The 17,366-nt window shown below is 71.9% G+C and carries 19 protein-coding genes; 7 read left to right on the top strand and 12 right to left on the bottom strand.

Features of this window, described 5'->3' with window-relative positions; genetic code table 11:
• Nucleotides 1–63 precede the first annotated feature (63 nt).
• From ACWCWD_RS20715 to ACWCWD_RS20695, 5 genes are all read left to right on the top strand, one after another.
• On the top strand, nt 64–1,032 hold the full coding sequence (locus ACWCWD_RS20715; RefSeq protein WP_450774302.1) for an NADPH:quinone oxidoreductase family protein: 969 nt from the start codon (nt 64–66) through the stop codon (nt 1,030–1,032).
• A complete protein-coding gene (locus ACWCWD_RS20710) occupies nt 1,029–2,219 on the top strand; it encodes an acyl-CoA dehydrogenase family protein (protein WP_450774300.1) in 1,191 nt (396 codons plus the stop codon). The genes ACWCWD_RS20715 and ACWCWD_RS20710 overlap by 4 nt, the downstream gene beginning before the upstream one ends.
• Nucleotides 2,216–3,358 (top strand): acyl-CoA dehydrogenase family protein, encoded by a 1,143-nt coding sequence (locus ACWCWD_RS20705; protein WP_450774298.1) that lies wholly within the window; start codon nt 2,216–2,218, stop codon nt 3,356–3,358. The genes ACWCWD_RS20710 and ACWCWD_RS20705 overlap by 4 nt, the downstream gene beginning before the upstream one ends.
• Nucleotides 3,359–3,559: 201 nt before the next feature.
• Nucleotides 3,560–3,754: a hypothetical protein gene (locus tag ACWCWD_RS20700; protein WP_327179759.1), complete on the top strand. Its 195-nt coding sequence runs from the start codon at nt 3,560–3,562 to the stop codon at nt 3,752–3,754.
• 183 nt (nt 3,755–3,937) lie between these two features.
• Nucleotides 3,938–4,684: a hypothetical protein gene (locus ACWCWD_RS20695; RefSeq protein ID WP_450774520.1), complete on the top strand. Its 747-nt coding sequence runs from the start codon at nt 3,938–3,940 to the stop codon at nt 4,682–4,684.
• A 40-nt stretch (nt 4,685–4,724) separates the two neighbouring features.
• On the opposite strand, the gene ACWCWD_RS20690 is transcribed toward ACWCWD_RS20695, so the two are convergent.
• The 5 genes from ACWCWD_RS20690 to ACWCWD_RS20670 all read right to left on the bottom strand — a co-directional run bounded on the left by ACWCWD_RS20690 (nt 4,725) and on the right by ACWCWD_RS20670 (nt 11,058).
• Complete coding sequence (locus tag ACWCWD_RS20690) at nt 4,725–6,509, bottom strand: ABC transporter ATP-binding protein (protein ID WP_450774296.1); 1,785 nt, start codon at nt 6,507–6,509, stop codon at nt 4,725–4,727.
• Between the two features lie 123 nt (nt 6,510–6,632).
• Nucleotides 6,633–7,136 (bottom strand): DinB family protein, encoded by a 504-nt coding sequence (locus ACWCWD_RS20685; protein WP_450774294.1) that lies wholly within the window; start codon nt 7,134–7,136, stop codon nt 6,633–6,635.
• Nucleotides 7,137–7,214: 78 nt separating this feature from the next.
• Entirely contained in the window at nt 7,215–8,861 is a 1,647-nt protein-coding gene (locus tag ACWCWD_RS20680; protein ID WP_450774292.1) for an MFS transporter, read from the bottom strand.
• Nucleotides 8,862–8,905: 44 nt separating this feature from the next.
• Nucleotides 8,906–9,538 (bottom strand): class I SAM-dependent methyltransferase, encoded by a 633-nt coding sequence (locus ACWCWD_RS20675; RefSeq protein WP_450774290.1) that lies wholly within the window; start codon nt 9,536–9,538, stop codon nt 8,906–8,908.
• A 158-nt stretch (nt 9,539–9,696) separates the two neighbouring features.
• Entirely contained in the window at nt 9,697–11,058 is a 1,362-nt protein-coding gene (locus ACWCWD_RS20670) for an FAD-dependent oxidoreductase (protein ID WP_450774288.1), read from the bottom strand.
• A gap of 294 nt (nt 11,059–11,352) precedes the next feature.
• On the opposite strand from ACWCWD_RS20670, the gene ACWCWD_RS20665 reads away from it, so the two are divergent.
• Together ACWCWD_RS20665 and ACWCWD_RS20660 are read left to right on the top strand one after the other, a co-directional pair.
• Nucleotides 11,353–12,306, top strand: a complete 954-nt coding sequence (locus tag ACWCWD_RS20665) for an adenosine kinase (RefSeq protein WP_450774287.1) — start codon at nt 11,353–11,355, stop codon at nt 12,304–12,306.
• Nucleotides 12,307–12,424: 118 nt separating this feature from the next.
• Nucleotides 12,425–12,670 carry a CDGSH iron-sulfur domain-containing protein gene (locus tag ACWCWD_RS20660; RefSeq protein WP_450774285.1) on the top strand — a complete coding sequence of 82 codons (246 nt, stop codon included), beginning with the start codon at nt 12,425–12,427 and terminating at the stop codon, nt 12,668–12,670.
• 40 nt (nt 12,671–12,710) lie between these two features.
• Here the strand turns inward: ACWCWD_RS20660 and ACWCWD_RS20655 are convergent, their stop codons facing one another.
• The 7 genes from ACWCWD_RS20655 to ACWCWD_RS20625 all read right to left on the bottom strand — a co-directional run bounded on the left by ACWCWD_RS20655 (nt 12,711) and on the right by ACWCWD_RS20625 (nt 17,362).
• Nucleotides 12,711–13,415, bottom strand: a complete 705-nt coding sequence (locus ACWCWD_RS20655) for a HemK2/MTQ2 family protein methyltransferase (protein WP_450774284.1) — start codon at nt 13,413–13,415, stop codon at nt 12,711–12,713.
• Between the two features lie 157 nt (nt 13,416–13,572).
• Nucleotides 13,573–14,559 (bottom strand): iron-containing redox enzyme family protein, encoded by a 987-nt coding sequence (locus ACWCWD_RS20650; RefSeq protein ID WP_450774282.1) that lies wholly within the window; start codon nt 14,557–14,559, stop codon nt 13,573–13,575.
• Nucleotides 14,560–14,561: 2 nt separating this feature from the next.
• Entirely contained in the window at nt 14,562–14,840 is a 279-nt protein-coding gene (locus tag ACWCWD_RS20645; RefSeq protein WP_327179771.1) for a gas vesicle protein K, read from the bottom strand.
• Entirely contained in the window at nt 14,837–15,064 is a 228-nt protein-coding gene (locus ACWCWD_RS20640) for a gas vesicle protein (RefSeq protein WP_450774279.1), read from the bottom strand. The genes ACWCWD_RS20645 and ACWCWD_RS20640 overlap by 4 nt, the downstream gene beginning before the upstream one ends.
• Nucleotides 15,061–15,885 (bottom strand): GvpL/GvpF family gas vesicle protein, encoded by an 825-nt coding sequence (locus ACWCWD_RS20635; RefSeq protein WP_450774277.1) that lies wholly within the window; start codon nt 15,883–15,885, stop codon nt 15,061–15,063. The genes ACWCWD_RS20640 and ACWCWD_RS20635 overlap by 4 nt, the downstream gene beginning before the upstream one ends.
• Nucleotides 15,882–16,229 carry a gas vesicle protein gene (locus ACWCWD_RS20630; protein ID WP_450774275.1) on the bottom strand — a complete coding sequence of 116 codons (348 nt, stop codon included), beginning with the start codon at nt 16,227–16,229 and terminating at the stop codon, nt 15,882–15,884. Before ACWCWD_RS20630 ends, ACWCWD_RS20635 begins: the two co-directional genes overlap by 4 nt.
• Before the next feature lie 5 nt (nt 16,230–16,234).
• Nucleotides 16,235–17,362, bottom strand: coding sequence for an SRPBCC family protein (locus tag ACWCWD_RS20625; RefSeq protein ID WP_450774273.1), 1,128 nt, complete (start codon nt 17,360–17,362; stop codon nt 16,235–16,237).
• Between the last annotated feature and the right edge of the window lie 4 nt (nt 17,363–17,366).

Here is a 17,366-nt window from a genome sequence, read left to right as displayed (position 1 = left end):
GGCAAGCGACCGCTTAGTATGCGCCGGAGCAGGAGTTACGCCGACAGGGTTGTGGAGGCCTTCATGCAGGCATGGCGAGTGCACCGGAACGGCGAACCGAGCGAGGTGATGACCCTCGACGAGACGGACCGCCCGGTCCCCGGCGAGGGCCAGGCACTCCTCGCCGTGCGTGCGGCGAACATCAACTTCCCCGACGCGCTGCTCTGCCGGGGCCAGTACCAGGTCAGGCCCCCGCTGCCCTTCACCCCCGGGGTCGAGATCTGCGGCGAGACCGAGGACGGACGCCGGGTGCTCGCCACCCCCGCGCTCCCCCACGGCGGCCTCGCGGAGTACGTCGTGGTGGACGAGGCGGCGCTGCTGCCCGCCCCCGACGCGCTGGACGACGCGGAGGCCGCCGCCCTGCACATCGGCTACCAGACCGGCTGGTTCGGCCTGCACCGCCGGGCCGGTATCCAGCCCGGCGAGACCCTGCTCGTGCACGCCGCCGCCGGGGGAGTGGGCAGCGCCGCCGTCCAGCTCGGCAAGGCCGCGGGCGCCACCGTCATCGGCGTCGCCGGAGGCCCCGAGAAGGCTGCCGTCGCCCGCGGACTCGGCTGCGACCTGGTCATCGACCGGCGCACCGAGGACATCGTCGCCGCGGTCAAGGAGGCCACCGGCGGGCGCGGCGCGGACGTCGTCTACGACCCGGTCGGCGGCGACGCCTACGCCAAGTCGGTCAAGTGCATCGCCTTCGAGGGCCGGATCGTCGTCGTCGGATTCGCCGGAGGCACCATCCCCACTCCGGCGCTCAACCACGTCCTCGTCAAGAACTACTCCGTCCTCGGACTCCACTGGGGCCTCTACAACACCAAGGACCCGGCCGCCGTCCGCGCCTGCCACGACGAACTGACCAAGCTCGCCGACCAGGGGCTCGTGAAGCCGCTGGTCAGCGAGCGTGTCCCGATGTCCGCCGCCGCCGACGCCGTCCAGCGGGTCGCGAACGGCACCACCACCGGACGCGTCGTCGTCCTGCCGACCGGAGGCACCCGATGACCACCACCGTCGACGCCGCCGAACTGCTCCGCCGCACCCGCGAGCTGCTCGCCGCACACCCCCCGGCCACCACCGGCCGCACCGAATTCCTGGGCGCCCGCTTCGACGCGGGCCTCGCCTGGGTCCACTACCCGGCCGGCCTGGGCGGCCTCGACGCCCCCCGCTCCCTCCAGCCGGTCGTCGACGCCGAACTCGCCGCCGCCGGCGCCCCCGACAACGACCCCCGCCGGATCGGCATCGGCCTCGGCATGGCCGCCCCCACCATCCTCGGCTTCGGCACCGACGAGCAGAAGCAGCGGTTCCTGCGCCCGCTGTGGATCGGCGAGGAGGTGTGGTGCCAGCTCTTCAGCGAACCCGGCGCCGGCTCCGACCTGGCCGCCCTCTCCACCCGAGCGGTCCGCGACGGCGACACCTGGACCGTCGACGGGCAGAAGGTCTGGACGTCCAGCGCCCACCTCGCCCGCTGGGCCATCCTCATCGCCCGTACCGACCCCGACCTGCCCAAGCACCGGGGCATCAGCTACTTCATCTGCGACATGACCGACCCGGGCGTCGACGTGCGCCCACTGCGGCAGATCACCGGTGAGGCCGAGTTCAACGAGGTCTTCCTCACCGGTGTGCGCATCCCCGACAGCAGGCGCCTCGGACCCGTCGGGGAGGGCTGGAAGGTCGCCCAGACCACCCTCATGAACGAGCGCGTCTCCATCGGCGGAATGCGCATTCCCCGCGAGGGCGGGATGATCGGCCCCGTGTCGCGCACCTGGCGCGAGCGCCCCGAACTGCGCACCCCCGACCTGCACCAACGGCTGCTCACCCTCTGGGTGGAGGCCGAGGTCGCCCGGCTCACCGGGGAACGGCTGCGCCAGCAGCTCGTCGCCGGCCAGCCGGGACCCGAGGGCTCCGGCATGAAGCTCGCCTTCGCGCGGCTCAACCAGGAGATCAGCGGGCTGGAAGTCGAACTCCTCGCCGACGAGGGACTGCTCTACGGCGACTGGACGATGCGCCGCCCCGAGCTGGTGGACTTCACCGGCCGGGACGCCGGCTACCGCTACCTGCGCTCCAAGGGCAACTCGATCGAGGGCGGCACCAGCGAGGTGCTGCTGAACATCGTCGCCGAACGCGTTCTCGGCCTGCCCGCCGAACCGCGCACCGACAAGGACGTCGCCTGGAAGGACCTCTCCCGATGACCGCCCCGAGCCAGCCCGCCGCCACCCCCGACCTCCTCTACTCGGAGGCGGAGGAGGACCTCAGGTCGGCCGTCCGCGCCCTGCTCGCCGACCGGTCCGGCGCGCCGTCCGTGATCGCCCGCACCGAGTCCGACACGCCGTACGACCAGCACCTCTGGAGCACCCTCGCCGCGGACATCGGTGCCGCCGGACTGCTGGTCCCCGAGAAGCTCGGCGGCCTCGGCGCCACCCACCGGGAGGCCGCCGTCGTCCTGGAGGAGCTCGGCCGGGCCGTCACCCCGTCCCCGTACCTGACCAGCGCGGTCGTCGCGACCGCCGTCCTGCTCGCTCTTGGCCCCGAGAGCGGGCCCGCGGCCGAGCTGCTCGGCGACCTCGCGTCGGGGCGGCGCACCGCCGCCCTCGCCGTACCGTTCGCCGCCGCGCCCGGCGCGGACCACACCGCCGACGTGACCGCCGACTGCGGCGCGCTGACCGGCAGCGTACGGGGCGTCGCCGACGCGGCCCTCGCCGACGTGCTGCTGGTGCCCGCCGCCACCGGGCTGTACGCGGTCGAGCGCGCGGCCCAGCAGGGGGCCGCCGTGGTCCTGGAGCCGCTCGTCCCTCTCGACCTCACCCGGCCCCTCGCCGGAATCACCCTGGACGGGGCCGCCGCCACGCTGCTCGCCGGGCCGGACACCGGCGCCGCGGCCGTACGGCACGGGCTGCTGACCGGCGCCGGTCTGCTCGCCTCCGAACAGCTCGGCGTCGCCGAATGGTGCCTCGCCGAGACCGTCCGGTACACGCGCGAACGCCACCAGTTCAACCGGCCGGTCGGCTCCTTCCAGGCGCTCAAGCACCGCATGGCCGAACTCTGGCTCCAGGTCGTCTCGGCCCGCGCCGCCGCCCGCAACGCCGCCGACGCACTGGCCACCGCCGCCGCCGACGCACCCCTCGCGGTCGCCGTCGCCCAGGCGTACTGCTCCGGCGTGGCGGTGCACGCGGCCGAGGAGTGCGTCCAGCTCCACGCCGGGATCGGCATGACCTGGGAACACCCGGCCCATCTGTACCTGAAGCGCGCGAAGGCCGACTCCCTCGCATACGGAACGGCCGGCCGCCACCGCGAGGCCGTCGCCGACCTGGTCGAGCTGCCGGCCCCCTGACGGCGGCGGGACGGGGCGGGAGGAGACGTTCCGCCCGCCCCGTCAACGGGACGCCGACCCGTCGCCATCACCTTTCCGGGCGATGTCGTCACCGTCAGTCAACACCCGTTCGGCGGACACGCCAGTCCGCCGAACGGCGCTCGCCCTCCGCCACACTGGCCGCGACATGCCGCACACCGGGCGCGGCGGAGGAGGCGGGGCATGGTCATTTCCATCTCACTCGTGGTGTTCCTGTTGATCATCGCGATCATCTTCATGCGGAACGGTGGCCTGAAAATCTCGCACGCCATCGTCTGCGCCCTGCTCGGCTTCCTCATCGCCGGCACGCGGATGGCACCCACGATCCACGACGGCATCGCCTCCACCGCCGAGATCGTGAGCGGGCTGAGACCCTGAGCTCCGCCCGCCGCGCAGGGCTCCCGGTCCCTCCCGCCGACCCGTCGGAATGCGGACAGCACACGACCGCCCGCCGCGTTCACCCGCGGCGGGCGGTAACGTCGTCTCCAGGTCCCCGTCCGATTTCCGGCGACCCGGAGCGCCACCGTGCCGCTCCCCGTCGCGCGTCTGGAGCACTCCGTCATGTCCTTCCCGCCCTCCGGCCGTCACTCCGGCGCCGCGCACCACGAGTACTGCAACAGTGCCCTGTGCTGCCGGTGCCAGACGCGGACCTGGTCCACGCACGTGGCCGGGGAGCGGCTCTGCGGACCCTGCAGCTCCTGCTGCCGTGAGTGCGGACGTGCCCCGGCGCCCCACCTGGACGGCCTCGACCAAGGACTCTGCGCCGACTGCCGGGGCATGTGCGGGCGCTGCCACAACCCGAAGCGGCCGGACGGATCCTGCGCCTGTGAGTCCTGGCACCGATTCGCCGGGAAGGACCCCTTCACCTATGTGATGAACGCCCTGCCGCAACCGCTCATGCAGGGACTCGGCCGCAGGCTCCCGGCCGAGATCCTCGACCTGATCCGCCAGGAGCTCGGACGGGGACGGACCGCCTTCCTGCTCCGGGAGCGGATCGAGCGCCGCTGGAACCTCCGCTGGGCACACGCCCTGCACGAGACGGACGAGGACGGCAACCGCCGCTGGACCCCGCAGGACATCGCGGAAGCCCTGCTGACACGGGGCCGCTGCCCCGATCCCGACTGCGAGGACGGCTACCTCGTCACCACCGACCTGCCCTGCGGACGCTGCCGGCAGCCCACGTACCGCTTCGTGCCGTCCGTCTCCGAACGGCGGGCGACCACCGACCACGCCCGCCACACCGCCGCCGAGATCCGGCGCGGCCTGCTGGAGAACCGCACCCGAACCCGGCGCGCCCCGCGCGGCTGATTGGGTACACCGCGCCGGACCAGGACCCCTGCCCGTACCCCTACGCCGCCCGGGACGGGTGCAGACCCGCGTACACGCCGCCGCGTCGCATCAGCTCCTCGTGCGTGCCGATCTCCGCTATCCGGCCGCCCTCCATCGCCACGATCCGGTCGGCGGCCCTGATCGTGGACAGCCGGTGGGCCACCACGAAGACCGTCCGGCCCCGCACCAGCCGGGCCAGAGCCTCCTGCACCAGCGCCTCGGAACGGGTGTCCAGCGCCGAGGTCGCCTCGTCGAGGATCAGTACCTTCGGGTCCCGGATCAGCGCGCGGGCGATGGCCAGGCGCTGCTTCTGGCCACCCGACAGCCGGGCCCCGCGCTCGCCGACCACGGTGCGGATGCCGTCCGGAAGGGCCTCCACGAACTCCAGCGCGTTCGCGTCGCGCAGCGCCCGGCGGACCGTGCCCTCGTCGGTGTCGCCGAGTCCGTAGGTGACGTTCTCCTCCACCGTTCCCTCGAACAGGATCGATTCCTGCGGGACGACGGAGAGGAACCGCCGGTACGTCCGCAGGTCCAGCGAGGCCATGTCCCTGCCGTCGAGCAGAATCCGCCCGGAGGCCGGCCGGATGAAGCCGATCAGGAGGTTGAGCACCGTCGACTTGCCCGCCCCCGACGCGCCGACCAGGGCGACCGTCTCGCCCGGCCGGGCGGAGAGCGTGAACTCCTTCACCGCGTCGCCGGAAGCGCCGTCGTAGGAGAACCCGGCGTTCTCGAAGTCGATGCGCCCCTCGACGCGCTCCACCCGCTCCTTGCCCGCGTTGATCTCCAGGTCCGGCGCCTGGAGCACCTCGCCCGCCGAGCGGACCGACTCCAGCCCCTGGCTGATCACCGGCGCCAGGCTCAACAGGGTGGACACCGAGCCGGTGAGCGTGGTGAAGAAGGCGCTCAGCATCACGACGTCGCCCGCGGTGATCGCCAGCCAGCCGTGGTACGCGACCAGCGCGGAACCGGCGAGGCAGCCGACACCGAGCGAGTTGAGCAGGATCCAGGCCATGGCGCCGAACCGCCCGTTGAGCACGTCCAGTCGCAGCCCCGCCGTCAGCACCTGGCTCAGCGGACCGTCCACCCGGCCGAGCGCGGCCTTCTCCAGGCCGTGCGCCCGGGTGATGGGGATCAGGCTCGTCATCTCGCTTACCCGGGCCGAGAGTTGCTCGACCTCCTGACGGAATGACTCGTTCTGGGTGCGCAGTCGGGTACGCAGCTTCATGACGAGGAACGCGGCGGCCGGCACGACCACGAGGAACACCGGGAGGAACGACGGAACCCGGACGGCTATCACGGCGAGGCCGCCGATCAGGGTGACGATCCCCGCGAGCCCCATGTCCGCGCTCTGCTGGACCATGTGCTCGACCAGTTCGACGTCCCGGACCACCTTGGCCTGCAGAACACCGGCGCTGGTCCGCGCGTGGTAGCCGATGGAGAGCTGCTGCATGCGCCGGCAGAGCGCCTGCCGCAGGGACGTGCCCATCCGCCGCACACTCCCGTTGAGGCAGCGTACGTACAGCAGATGCATGGGGTAGTTGAGGACGAGGACGAACAGCAGCGCGCCCGCGTTGAGCCACAACTCCCTTTCGGGGCTGTGCCGGACGACGACGTCGATGATGTTGGCGGTGATCAGGGGGAGCAGCCAGATCGGGCTGTGCTTGACGACGAACGCCGCCACGGCGAGCACCAGCCGGGCCCGGTCCGGGCGCAGCAGGTAGCCGAGGGTGCGGATGGGGTGTTCGCCCCGGTAACGGTGGTCGAGCGCGGAGAGCCGCGGAGGAAGGGCAAGCGTGTGCTGCATCCGACCAGCCAAGCCGCCCGCCCTCGACCGCCGCAAGACCCCATCCGCATCGTGGGCGCGCGCCCCGGTGAGAACCCGCTGGTCACGGGTGGGGCGCCGGGGCCTTCCGGTGGGCCCGCCGGCCTACTCGCCGACCTCCCCGTCGATCGCCTCGCGCAGCAGGTCGGCGTGCCCGTTGTGGCGCGCGTACTCCTCGATCATGTGAGTGAGGACGTAGCGGAGCGAGATGGTCTCGCCCCGGAAGTCCACGGTGTCGTCGAGGGAGCCGACGGCAGCCGCGGCGGTACGGGAGGCTTCGCACGCCTCGCTCCAGAACGCGAACGCCTCGTCCGCATCGGCGTCTTCCACGTGGAAGTCCGCCGACTCGCCGTCCACCCGCGGCCAGAGGGCCTTGAGGTCTTCGCCGCTCACCACCATCCCGAACCAGCTCCGCTCGACCTCGGCCGCATGGCGTACGAGGCCCAGGAGGGACAGGCCCGAGGTCGGCACGGCCTTCCGCCTCAGCTGGTCCCCGGTCAGCCCCCGGCACTTCATGGCGAGGGTCGCGCGCTGGTGATCGAGGAAAGCGGTCAGGGACGCACGGTCGCCCGCGGTCTTGGACGGCGGTGTGCGCGAGTCATCGGTCATCCGACGATGATCGCAGGGGCCCCGTCCACGAGCCGGACGGGTCCGGGATGCCGGTGGGGGAGGGGCGACCCGCCGACGTCACGGGTTCCCCGTCGGTTTCCGGCTGGTGGGCGGGGCCGGTGACGGCGCATCCGCGGCGTCCGTCGTCACCCGGGTCCCCGGGTGAAAGCGGGAGCAGATGTACGCGATCACGAGCGCCCCGGCCATCCCGTAGAAGACCCACTGGTTGGCCTCCGCGAAGTCCACCCGGATCGCGTGCATCGAGTCCCGCATGATCTCGGCCGCCCGGCCGTCGCCGGTGGGCTGCCGTGCGTCCGAATTCCCGGTGACGGACTCCGCGATGCTCTGTGCCGCGTCGTGGGCCGTGCCGCTCGGTACCCCCGCGTCGCGCAGGGTCTCACCGACCCGGCTCACCGTCACATGCGTCAGTACGGTGCCGAAGACCGCGAGGCCGATGCTCGCCGCGAAGTTGCGGATGGTCTGCGTGACCCCGGTGACCTCCCCGTACGAGGCTCCGATCGAGCGGTTCACCGCGTCGGTGGAGGCGGGGGCGAGCAGCAGGCCGATTCCCGCGCCGGCGATGGCGGCGTAGAGCCACTGGTCGTGCATGGAGAGCTTCGTGAGGTTGGCGGCCCAGAGGGCGAAGCCGACCGCCCCGACGGCGGTGCCGAGTCTGATCGCCGGGCGGGCACCCCGTTTGTCGAGGATGCGACCGCCCCACTGCGAGGCGAGGGCGAACCCGATGAAGAAGTACAGGAGGTAGAGGGTAGCCTGGTTCGGGGAGGCGCTCAGCGACACCTGGGCGTAGACCGACGCGAAGAAGAACACGGGTACGAAGGCGAGCATGGCGAAGAAGAGCACGGCCATGTCCACGCTGAACGCCCGGTCGCGGAAGACCTGGAGCTTGACGAGCGGGTGCGCGGCCCGGAGTTCGAAGCGGCAGAAGACGACCAGCACCACCAGCCCGGCCGCGATGCACGCCCAGGTCGCGGGCGAGTCCCAGCCCCAGGTGGCCGACTGCTGGAGGCCCAGCACGGTCAATCCCATGCCGAGGGCCATCAGCACGGCGCCCGGCACGTCCAGCGGCTCGCGGCGGGAGCGGTCCGGGATGTGGGCCAGCAGGGTCAGCACGATCGCGATCACCGCGACGGGCACGTTGACCCAGAAGATGGCCCGCCACGTCCACCCGGTCAGCCAGCCGCCCAGCAGCGGCCCGACCGCGGTGAGCGCGCCCGAGACACCGAAGAAGAGGGCGAGCGCCCGGCCCCGGCGTTCCACCGGGAACACGGCGATCACGACGGCGAGCGCGGCCGGGAACATGAACGCCGCGCCGATGCCCTGCACCGCCCGGAACCCGATCAGCCAGGCCTGCGCGAAGTCGCCGGAGGGCACCGCGCCGCAGAGGGCGGAGGCGATGACGAAGATCAGCGTTCCGCAGAGCATGACCCTGCGATGGCCGTAGAGGTCGGAGAGCCGGCCGCCGAGCGCGAAGAACGCCGCCAGCGTCAGCAGATAGGCGTTGACCACCCACTGCATCTGCGAGGAGGTGAGGCCCAGTTCACGGACGATGTCGGGTGCGGCGATGGCCACGATGGTCTGGTCGATGAAGGTCATCGACACGGCGAACAGCATCGCCGCGAGGGCCAGAGCCTGGTTCGGCGGCGCGCTCGCCGACGTCCCGCCGGACCCCTGTGGATTTTCCGCACCCCCGGTCGTGTCACCCATGCGACCCATGGTCGCTTCAGGGGCACGAGCCCGCACTCCGGGCGTCAGGCGCGGCGGCAGAGCAGGAAGAGGTGCGGCTCGGCCGTCGCCCGCGGATGCGCGGGGGTGAACAGCGAGCTGCGGCCGGAGACGACCGTGAACCCGGCGTCCGTCACCAGCGCGGTGAACGCGGGACCGTCGAAGCTGGTCACCCGCACCGGGCGGCCCATGAACAGGCCGTCCACGCCCTCCACGTCCAGCGGGACCGTCGCCACGGCGAGCAGCCCGCCCGGCCGCAGGGACCGGGCGACCTTGGCCAGCAGCGCCGCCTGTTCGCCGCGGGTCATCTGGAGGAGCGAGAAGTAGACGCAGGCGGCGTCGAAGGACTCCTCCGCCAGCGGGAGTTCGCGGATGTCGGCGTGTACGAAGGACGCCCCGGGGACCTGCCGGGCCGCCAGCTCCACCATGACGGGCGAGACATCGACCCCGTGCACCTCGTGCCCCGCGGCCACCAGCGTCTCTGCCGTCGGTCGGCCGGTCCCGCTGCCCACGTCCAGCACCCGGCTGCGCGGCGCGAGATGCCCGGCCAGTTCGCGCAGGGATTCCCGGTGCGCCGGCGAACCGGCGAAGGCCCGCTCGTACTGGGCGCCCAGCGCGTCGAACACCGCAGCCGCCGAGGTGCCGCTCACGTCGTCCATGGGTGCGTTCCCTCCGCGGGCCGGCCAGGTCACCCCGGATCGTGCCACCCGGAGCGCCCGCCCACAACGGGGCACGGCCGCGGGCGGTCACCGCAGGCACGACCGCGTCCCCGGCCTCCGCGCGTGCGGGGACCGGGGACGCGTACGCCGTGCGGGGATCAGGCTCCGGAGGCGTCCAGCATCGCCGAACGCTCCACCACCTTGATCCGCTCACGGCCCTGCTCGGCACCGAGCGCCTTCTCGTGCGCGTCCAGGCGGTGCCAGCCCTCCCACGTGGTGTAGCGGACCCCGCGGCCCTCCAGGTGGGCGACGACCGCGTCGGGCTCGGGCTGCGCCGGGGCGGGCAGACGGCCCTCGGCCCGGTCCTCCAGCAGGCACTCGACGGTCTCGTTGGCGTCACCCTTGGTGTGGCCGATGAGACCGATCGGACCGCGCTTGATCCAGCCGGTGACGTACACCGACGGCATGTGCTCCGAGCCGGAGATCACGCGCCCGGCGGCGTGCGGGACCGTGCCGGACGCGGGGTCCCACGGGAGCTTCGGGAGCTCGTCGGAGTAGTAGCCGACCGCGCGGTACACGCTCTGCACGTCCCAGTCGGTGAAGGTGCCGGTACCGCGCACGTTGCCCGTGCCGTCCAGCTCCGTGCGCTCGGTACGCAGACCGACGACCGAACCGTCCTCGCCGAGCACCTCGACCGGCGACTCGAAGAAGTGCAGGAACAGCTTGTGCGGGCGGTCGCCGACATCGCGGATGGCCCAGTTCTCCAGCGTCTGGGCGACCATGTTGGCCTGCTTGTTGCCCCGGCGGGTCGCGATCGAGCCCTCGTCGTAGTCGATGTCCTCGGGGTTGACGATGACCTCGATGTTCGGCGAGTGGTCCAGCTCGCGCAGCTCCATGGGGCTGAACTTCGCCTGGGCGGGACCGCGGCGCCCGAAGACGTGCACCTCCAGCGCCTTGTTGGCCTTGAGGCCCTCGTAGACGTTGGCCGGGATCTCCGTGGGGAGCAGCTCGTCGGCGGTCTTGGCGAGTACGCGCGCCACGTCCAGGGCCACGTTGCCCACGCCGAGCACGGCGACCTTCTCGGCCGTCAGCGGCCAGGTGCGCGGAACCTCGGGGTGACCGTCGTACCAGGAGACGAAGTCGGCGGCACCGTAGGAGCCGTCGAGTTCTATCCCGGGGATGTCGAGCGCGCGGTCGGCCTCGGCGCCGGTCGAGAAGATCACCGCGTCGTAGAAGGAGCGGAGCTCGTCCAGACCGATGTCGTTCGGGTAGTCGACGTTGCCGAAGAGCCGGATCTGCGGCTTGTCCAGAACCTGGTGCAGCGCGGTGACGATGCCCTTGATCCGGGGGTGGTCGGGGGCCACGCCGTAGCGGATCAGACCGAAGGGTGCGGGCATGCGCTCGAACAGGTCGATCGAGACACCCGGGTCCTTGGCGGCTTCGGATTTCAGCAGCGCGTCGGCCGCATAGATTCCGGCGGGACCGGCTCCGACAATGGCGACGCGGACGGGGCGTGTCATGGGGCTGTAGTTCCTTCGTTCCTCGGGGCGGGTGAACGCGGGCAGGGTGCCGTCAAGGTAAGGCTTGACTTACTACACCCCCCTACACGCTATGTCCTCGCCTTCCCGGCCCTGTGACCGGGGTCGCCGGGAGATGCGGCGGAGACGAGGCCGGCCCGCGCGGGGTGGCCGCCGGAACGTACGTGGAAATGGTTTCAGTACTTTTCTGCAAGGGATTGCGGGCGGCCGTGGACGGCTGCTTGACTCGCTCCCGTCCCGCACGAGCCGCGAACCCGGGGGAAAGGTCCTACTCCCATGAGCAAGGAGAACGACGTACTGGTCCTGGGAGGAGCGGGCGTCGACACCATCGTGTACGTGCCCGAGCTGCCGGTCCCTTACGCCGACAGCCACATGATCCGCCCCGGCATCACCACACGCGCCGGGCAGACCGGCGACTTCGTCGCCCTCGGGCTCGCCTCCCTCGGCCTGCGCACCCACCACATCGACCTGATCGGCGACGACCACGAAGGCGACCTGGTGCGGGCGTTCCACCGCGACCGGTCCCTCCCCCTCACCGAGGTCCCGCAGCCGCTCGGCACCAAACGCGCGGTGAACCTCGTCGGCCCGGACGGCCGGCGGCTCTCCCTGTACGACGACAGCCGCGCGGCGGAGAGCGACCGGCTGCCGGAGGCCACCGTGCGGGTACTGGCCGAGAAGAGCCGCCACGCGCACGTCTCGATCACCTACCCGTGCGCCTTCGCCCTCCCGCTGCTGCGCGAGGCGGGTCTGACGCTCTCCACCGACCTCCACAACTGGGACGGCGTCAACCCGTACCAGGAGCCCTTCGCGTTCCAGGCGGACCTCGTCTTCCTCTCCGCCACCGCTCTGGCGGACCCCGGGGCGACCCTGCGCAGGATCGCCGAGCACGGCAGGGCCCGCGTCGCCGTCGCCACCGACGGGGCCGCCGGTGCCCATCTGCTCGTCGACGGCGAGCTGACGCACGTCCCCGCGATCGCCCCGCCGGAACCGGTCGTCGACTCCAACGGCGCCGGCGACGCGTTCGCCGCCGGCTTCCTGCTCGGCTGGCTGGCCGGCGAGGAACCCGCACGGTGCGCCCTTTTCGGCGCGGTGGCCGGGGCGTACGCCTGCACCGTGGAGGCGACCCGGGCCGACGCCATCGGCCGCGAGCTGCTGCTCGCCCGGGTGGCGGAGTGGGAAGCGGGCGCCGGGACGGCGGCGGGCGCCACGACGGGGGCGACGCGCGTCTGAAACCCGGCGCGGCGCTCGATGTGCGCACGGTCCGGACCGGGACCACCATCGGAGTCAGGTGTCCGCCCGGGCCGTACGCCCGTAGACCCGCGCCGGCGGACCCCGGAAGGCGGTCCCCGTGCCGGACACACCCCGTGCCCCCAGTCGCGTCACGCTCACCGAGGACGGACCGCTGCTGCTGGAAGGGCCCGTGGAGGTGACCCTGCCGGACGGCACCACGGTGGTGTCGGACCGGTTCGTGGTCGCCCTGTGCATGTGCCGCAAGAGCCGTATCCACCCCTGGTGCGACACCAGCCACCGACGCCGGGTGAAGGGCGAGCCGGGCGCGGGCGGCGCGGGCGCAGGGGCCGAGGGGCGAGGCTGAGCGCGCTTCCCCCGCAGACTTCATCCGAAAGCCGCAGACCTCACCCGAAGTGGCCCGCAGCCGGGGGACCGGCGCGTACAGCGCGTACGACCACCAGCTCCTCGCTCTGCGTACCCCGCCCGAGCAGGCCCCGGTCGCGCAGCCACGACCGCCGCGAGCGCAGCACCGGCCCCAGCGGAACCCGGGCCCGCTCGCGCACCTCCGCGGGCAGCCCCGCCCGCTCCAGGCGCTCCACGGTCAGGTCCGGGTCGCAGAGCGCCGAGTGCACCATCAGCAGCACCCCTCCCGGTCGCAGCGCCTCCCGCGCCCCGTCACAGACGCGGTCCAGGACGACCCGCCCGTCCAGGCCCGCGTCCCAGGCCCTCGCACGTCCGCGCCCCGGGACCTCGGGCGTCGGCGAGGGCACGTAGGGCGGATTGCACAGCACCAGGTCGTAGGTACGGCCCCGAACGGCCGCGGTCAGATCGCTGCGCCGGACGTCGATGCGGTGGCGGTGGAGCCGGGCGTTGGCCCGGGTGGTCAGTACGGCCCGGCGGGACAGGTCGACCGCCGTGACCGACCCGCCGAGCTGGGCGGCACGGATCGCCAGCGCCCCGCTCCCCGTACCGAGATCCAGCACTCTCGCACCCGGCGCAAGGGCCTCGCGTTCGAGCACCCGCATCAGCAGCCGGGTGTCGTGCTGCGGCGCGTACACGCCGGGCAGGGTGAGGACGAACGGTGCGGGCGATGCCACATCAGTGGCCATCGGGGCTCCCTCGGACGTACGGATGAACGGTCTGTCCCAGGTTGGGGCGGAATCGCTCCGGTCACCACTCGGTACCTTCCCGCGCGCCTTCCCAGCGGCGGAAGGCGGGCCGGCAGCCATCAGTGAGCGGGCCCGGCCAGCCCGCTGAGGGCAGCCCTCAGCGGGCCGGCCGGCCGCGCCAGCCGGCCAGCAGCCGTTCCCCGAGCCGGTCCTCCAGGAAGCCGGTGGCGGTGATGCCGAACGCGACGTCGGCCGCCAGCTCCGGCTCGTCCGCCAGCAGACCCGCGACGACCTCGCGCCTGACAACCTGCTCGTGCACGGCGTCCGCCTCGACGTGCTCCTCGTAGAAGAACTCCGCGGCGGGACCGGCCCCGGTACGCCGCATCGCCTGCGCCAGGCGGCGCGAGGCGGGCGACGAGGTGATCTCCACCGCCGCGAAATGACCCACCAGGGCGCCCCGCAGGCGCCGGTGCAGCCCGAACAGCGACATCAGGTTGACCAGGGCCAGCATCTCTGCGTGACCCTCGTCCAGATAGTGGCCGTAGGCGGTCTCCAGACCCAGGTCCGCCATCAGATCGGCGAAGAGGCGGGCGTGGACGCGCTCCGCGCGACCGGCCCCGAACTCGTCGTACTCGATCGCCGCCATCCCCGCCTTGGCCCGCCCGCCGAGCCTCGGCAGCACCCAGGCGTGCGGGTCGGCCTCCTTCAGGTGGTACAGCGACCGCTGGACGGCGTACTCGCGGACGTGCCGCAGCTCCCCGTGGTCCTTGAGGAAGTCCGACACCCCCTGGCCGTGCACCGGTTCCACCAGGAGCCCGGCCAGGACGTCCTCCAGGGAACCGGAGCCGGTGGCGTCGTGGCGCAGCGCGGTCAGGAAGGAGTCCTCGGCACCCTTCCGTACGGCCAGCAGGTCCGGGTCCCACTCCAGGTCCGGGTCCACCCCCGCGAACCCCCGGTAGTGCAGCTCGTAGCACGCGTACAGCGCCAGATGGAGATCCTCGCCGTACGGATCGGCCGCTCGGGCGTCCCCGGGACTCGGCAGCCCGCCCGCACCCCGCAGACGGGCGAGTACGGCGGCCGACAACGGCCCCCGGGCACGGGGCGGTTCCGGTGAACGGTGCGCTCCGTCGCCGTACGCGTCCATCGTCAGTCCCGGGGCAGCAGGGATCCGAGGGGGCCCAGGTCCAGGTTGAGGTCCTCGGGACGCACACCGTGCTGCTCGCAGAGTTCGGTCATCCGCTGGTCGAGCATCATCAGGGTGGCGCCGATCTCGTCGGCCTGTTCGTCGGTGAGGTCGCCCTGGTCGACCCGGCGGATGGCCTGCCGTTCCATGAGCTGACGCAGCAACTCCACCACGGTGAGGACGAGCGTGACCAGGTCACGGCCCATCCGCTCGCGGTCGAGGTCGAGCCGGGCCCCGGTCACAGCGGTCCGCCGTCGGCCCAGGGAGCGGGCACGCGTTCGCTGACCGAGGACAGCAGCGCGTGCAACGACAGCCGTACCAGCGGAACGTCCGCGATGGCGATCACCAGATCCCCGCTGATGACCACTCCGGTGGCGAGCACCCGGTCGAGCAGATCGACCAGCGGCACCCCGATCGGGCCACTGAGCGGCTCGGCGGAATCCCACGGCACCACTTCGCGGCTCATCCCTCCACCTCTCCCACGAACGAGTACGGCACCCAGGGACCGGACAGCGCGACCTCCACGTCGCCCGGCTCCCGCAGCGACTCCGCGAGCCGGTGCAACTCGGCCGACCGGGTTTCCGCCACCAGATAGGTGGCGTTGAGGACCTGCACGCCTCGGTCCTCGGAGGAGGGTGCGGAGTGCAGCCGCAGCCGGCGGGCCTCCGCGGCGACCCGGCGGAACGCCTCGTCCACCGCGTCGGCCCTGAGCCCCGCTTCGACGTGACGGCGCTGCCGGCTCTCCTGGATGTTCCGGCGCCGGTTCAGGTAGGCGAGCCCCGAACCCGCGGCGGGCCGGACCTGCGGGGGCTCGGTGGCCGTTCTGGCGGGAACCGTGGTTGCCTGGGCCGCCGCGGAGGGGGACAGGAATACCTTGACGCCCCACTCGGCGTGATGGGCGACCCGGTCGAGTGCGCGGTCGAACCGTGCCACCTGCGACGCAAGGGCCGCCCGGGCACTGTCGTCACCGTGGTAGAGCGTGGCCATGGGGAGCGGCACGGTGGGCGCGCCACCTGCGACGGCGGTGACCACGGCATGGTGCGCCCGCGCGTAGCGCTCCAGCTCCTCCTGGTCGGCCAGCCGCTCCTGCCACACCTCGTCGGTGAAGTCGTCCGCCTGCACGGTCTGCACCACTGCCGACAGGCGTGATCCGAGCGGCAGCGCGCGTACGGGCTCCCCGCCGGTGAGGCCCGACGACCGCCCTAGGGTGTCGCGATCGAGGTCGCGGCACACGGCGAAGACGTAGAGGGCGCCGCCCCCGGAGCCGCTTTGAAGATTACGGGTCATGTGCGTGCGCGCTCCCTGGATTTCTTCCGTCCGTCGGCGTCGTCGGGGGATTCCAACGCCTTGATGCGTTCGCGCAGTTCGCGGTTCTCCTCCTGGAGGGCGCTGCGCGACGCGCGTGAACTGAGCGCGGGATCGGTCTCCCACCAGTCGATTCCGGCCTTCTTGGCCGTGTCCACCGAGGCCACGAAGAGCCGGAGCCGGATGGTGAGCAGTTCGATGTCCAGGAGATCGATCTTGATGTCTCCCGCGATGACGATTCCCTTGTCGAGGACGCGTTCCAGGATGTCGGCGAGGTTGGTCGTCTGCGGACCGGGAATGGCGTCGGCGGTCTGCCGGTACGTCATGTCCGTCACCGTCGTCCGCCCCCTCTCCGCTTCCGGGGACGAGGCGCCTCCTCCTCTTCCTCTTCTTCTTCGTCCGCTTCTTCTTCCTCCTCGCCGTCTACGTCGTCGCTCTCGTCGTCCTCCTCCTCCTCGTACTCGCCGTCCTCGTCCTCGTCTTCGTACTCGCCGTCGTCCTCGTCCTCGTCCTCTTCGTCTCCCTCTCCCTCTTCGTCTTCGGCGTCCTCGTCCTCGAAGTCGCCGTCCTCTTCTTCGTCGCCTTCGTACTCGTCCTCCTGGCCTTCCTGCTCTTCCTCTTCCGCCACGGCGTCCTCGTGGGAGACGACGACCTCTCCGTCACGGATCTCGCCGCGCCAGCCCTCGGGAGGCTCGGCGCTGAGGGTGACGTAGCGCTGGAAGTGCTTGAAGTCCAGGCGGATACGGCGCCCCTGGACACGCCAGAGGTTGCCCGTCTTCTCGAAGAAGCCCGCCGGGTAGTACTCCACGACCAGGACGATCCTGGTCAGGGAGGGTGCCAGCTCGTGGAAACTGACGGCGCCGCGCGTGCTGCCCTTGGCTCCCTCGGACGTCCACACGATCCGTTCGTCGGGAATCTGCTCCTGCACGGTGGCCTTGAAGCCGCGGGAGGAAGGGCCGATCTTCACCTTCCAGTCGCTCTCCATCTCGTCGCCCATCGAGACGCTCTGGACGCCCTTGGTGAAGCTGCTGAACTGGTCGTACTGCGTCCAGTGGTCGTACGCCTCGCGCAACGGCACGCCCACGTCGAGGACTTCGATGATGTTCATCGACTTTCCGCCCGACTTGCTCTTCCCGCCGCCCTTTCCACCGCCTCCGTCCCCGCCGCCTACGCCGAAGGCATCCTTCGCCTTTCCCACGACGTTGTCCTTCACGCCCTTGGCCTTCTCGGAGACGAAGGCCTTCAGCGGTGATTCCCCTTGCAGGACACGCGATCCGATGGCGGGCAGGGAACCGCCGTTCGCGACATCGGTCAGCTGACTGGTGACGTCCGTGAGCTTCTCCCCGGCCTTCCCGGCCAGTCGCTCCACCTGACCGGAGAGGTAGCCCGAAAGCTCCTCGCGCAGCCGCCCGACACCTGACACCTGGTCCTCGGGACCGTCCTTCTCGTTGCTGGCCATGGCT

The sequence above is a fragment of the Streptomyces sp. NPDC001493 genome (assembly GCF_053597235.1).
The sequence above is the reverse complement of the archived record's forward strand: the minus strand, read 5'-3'. Positions and strand labels throughout refer to the sequence as shown.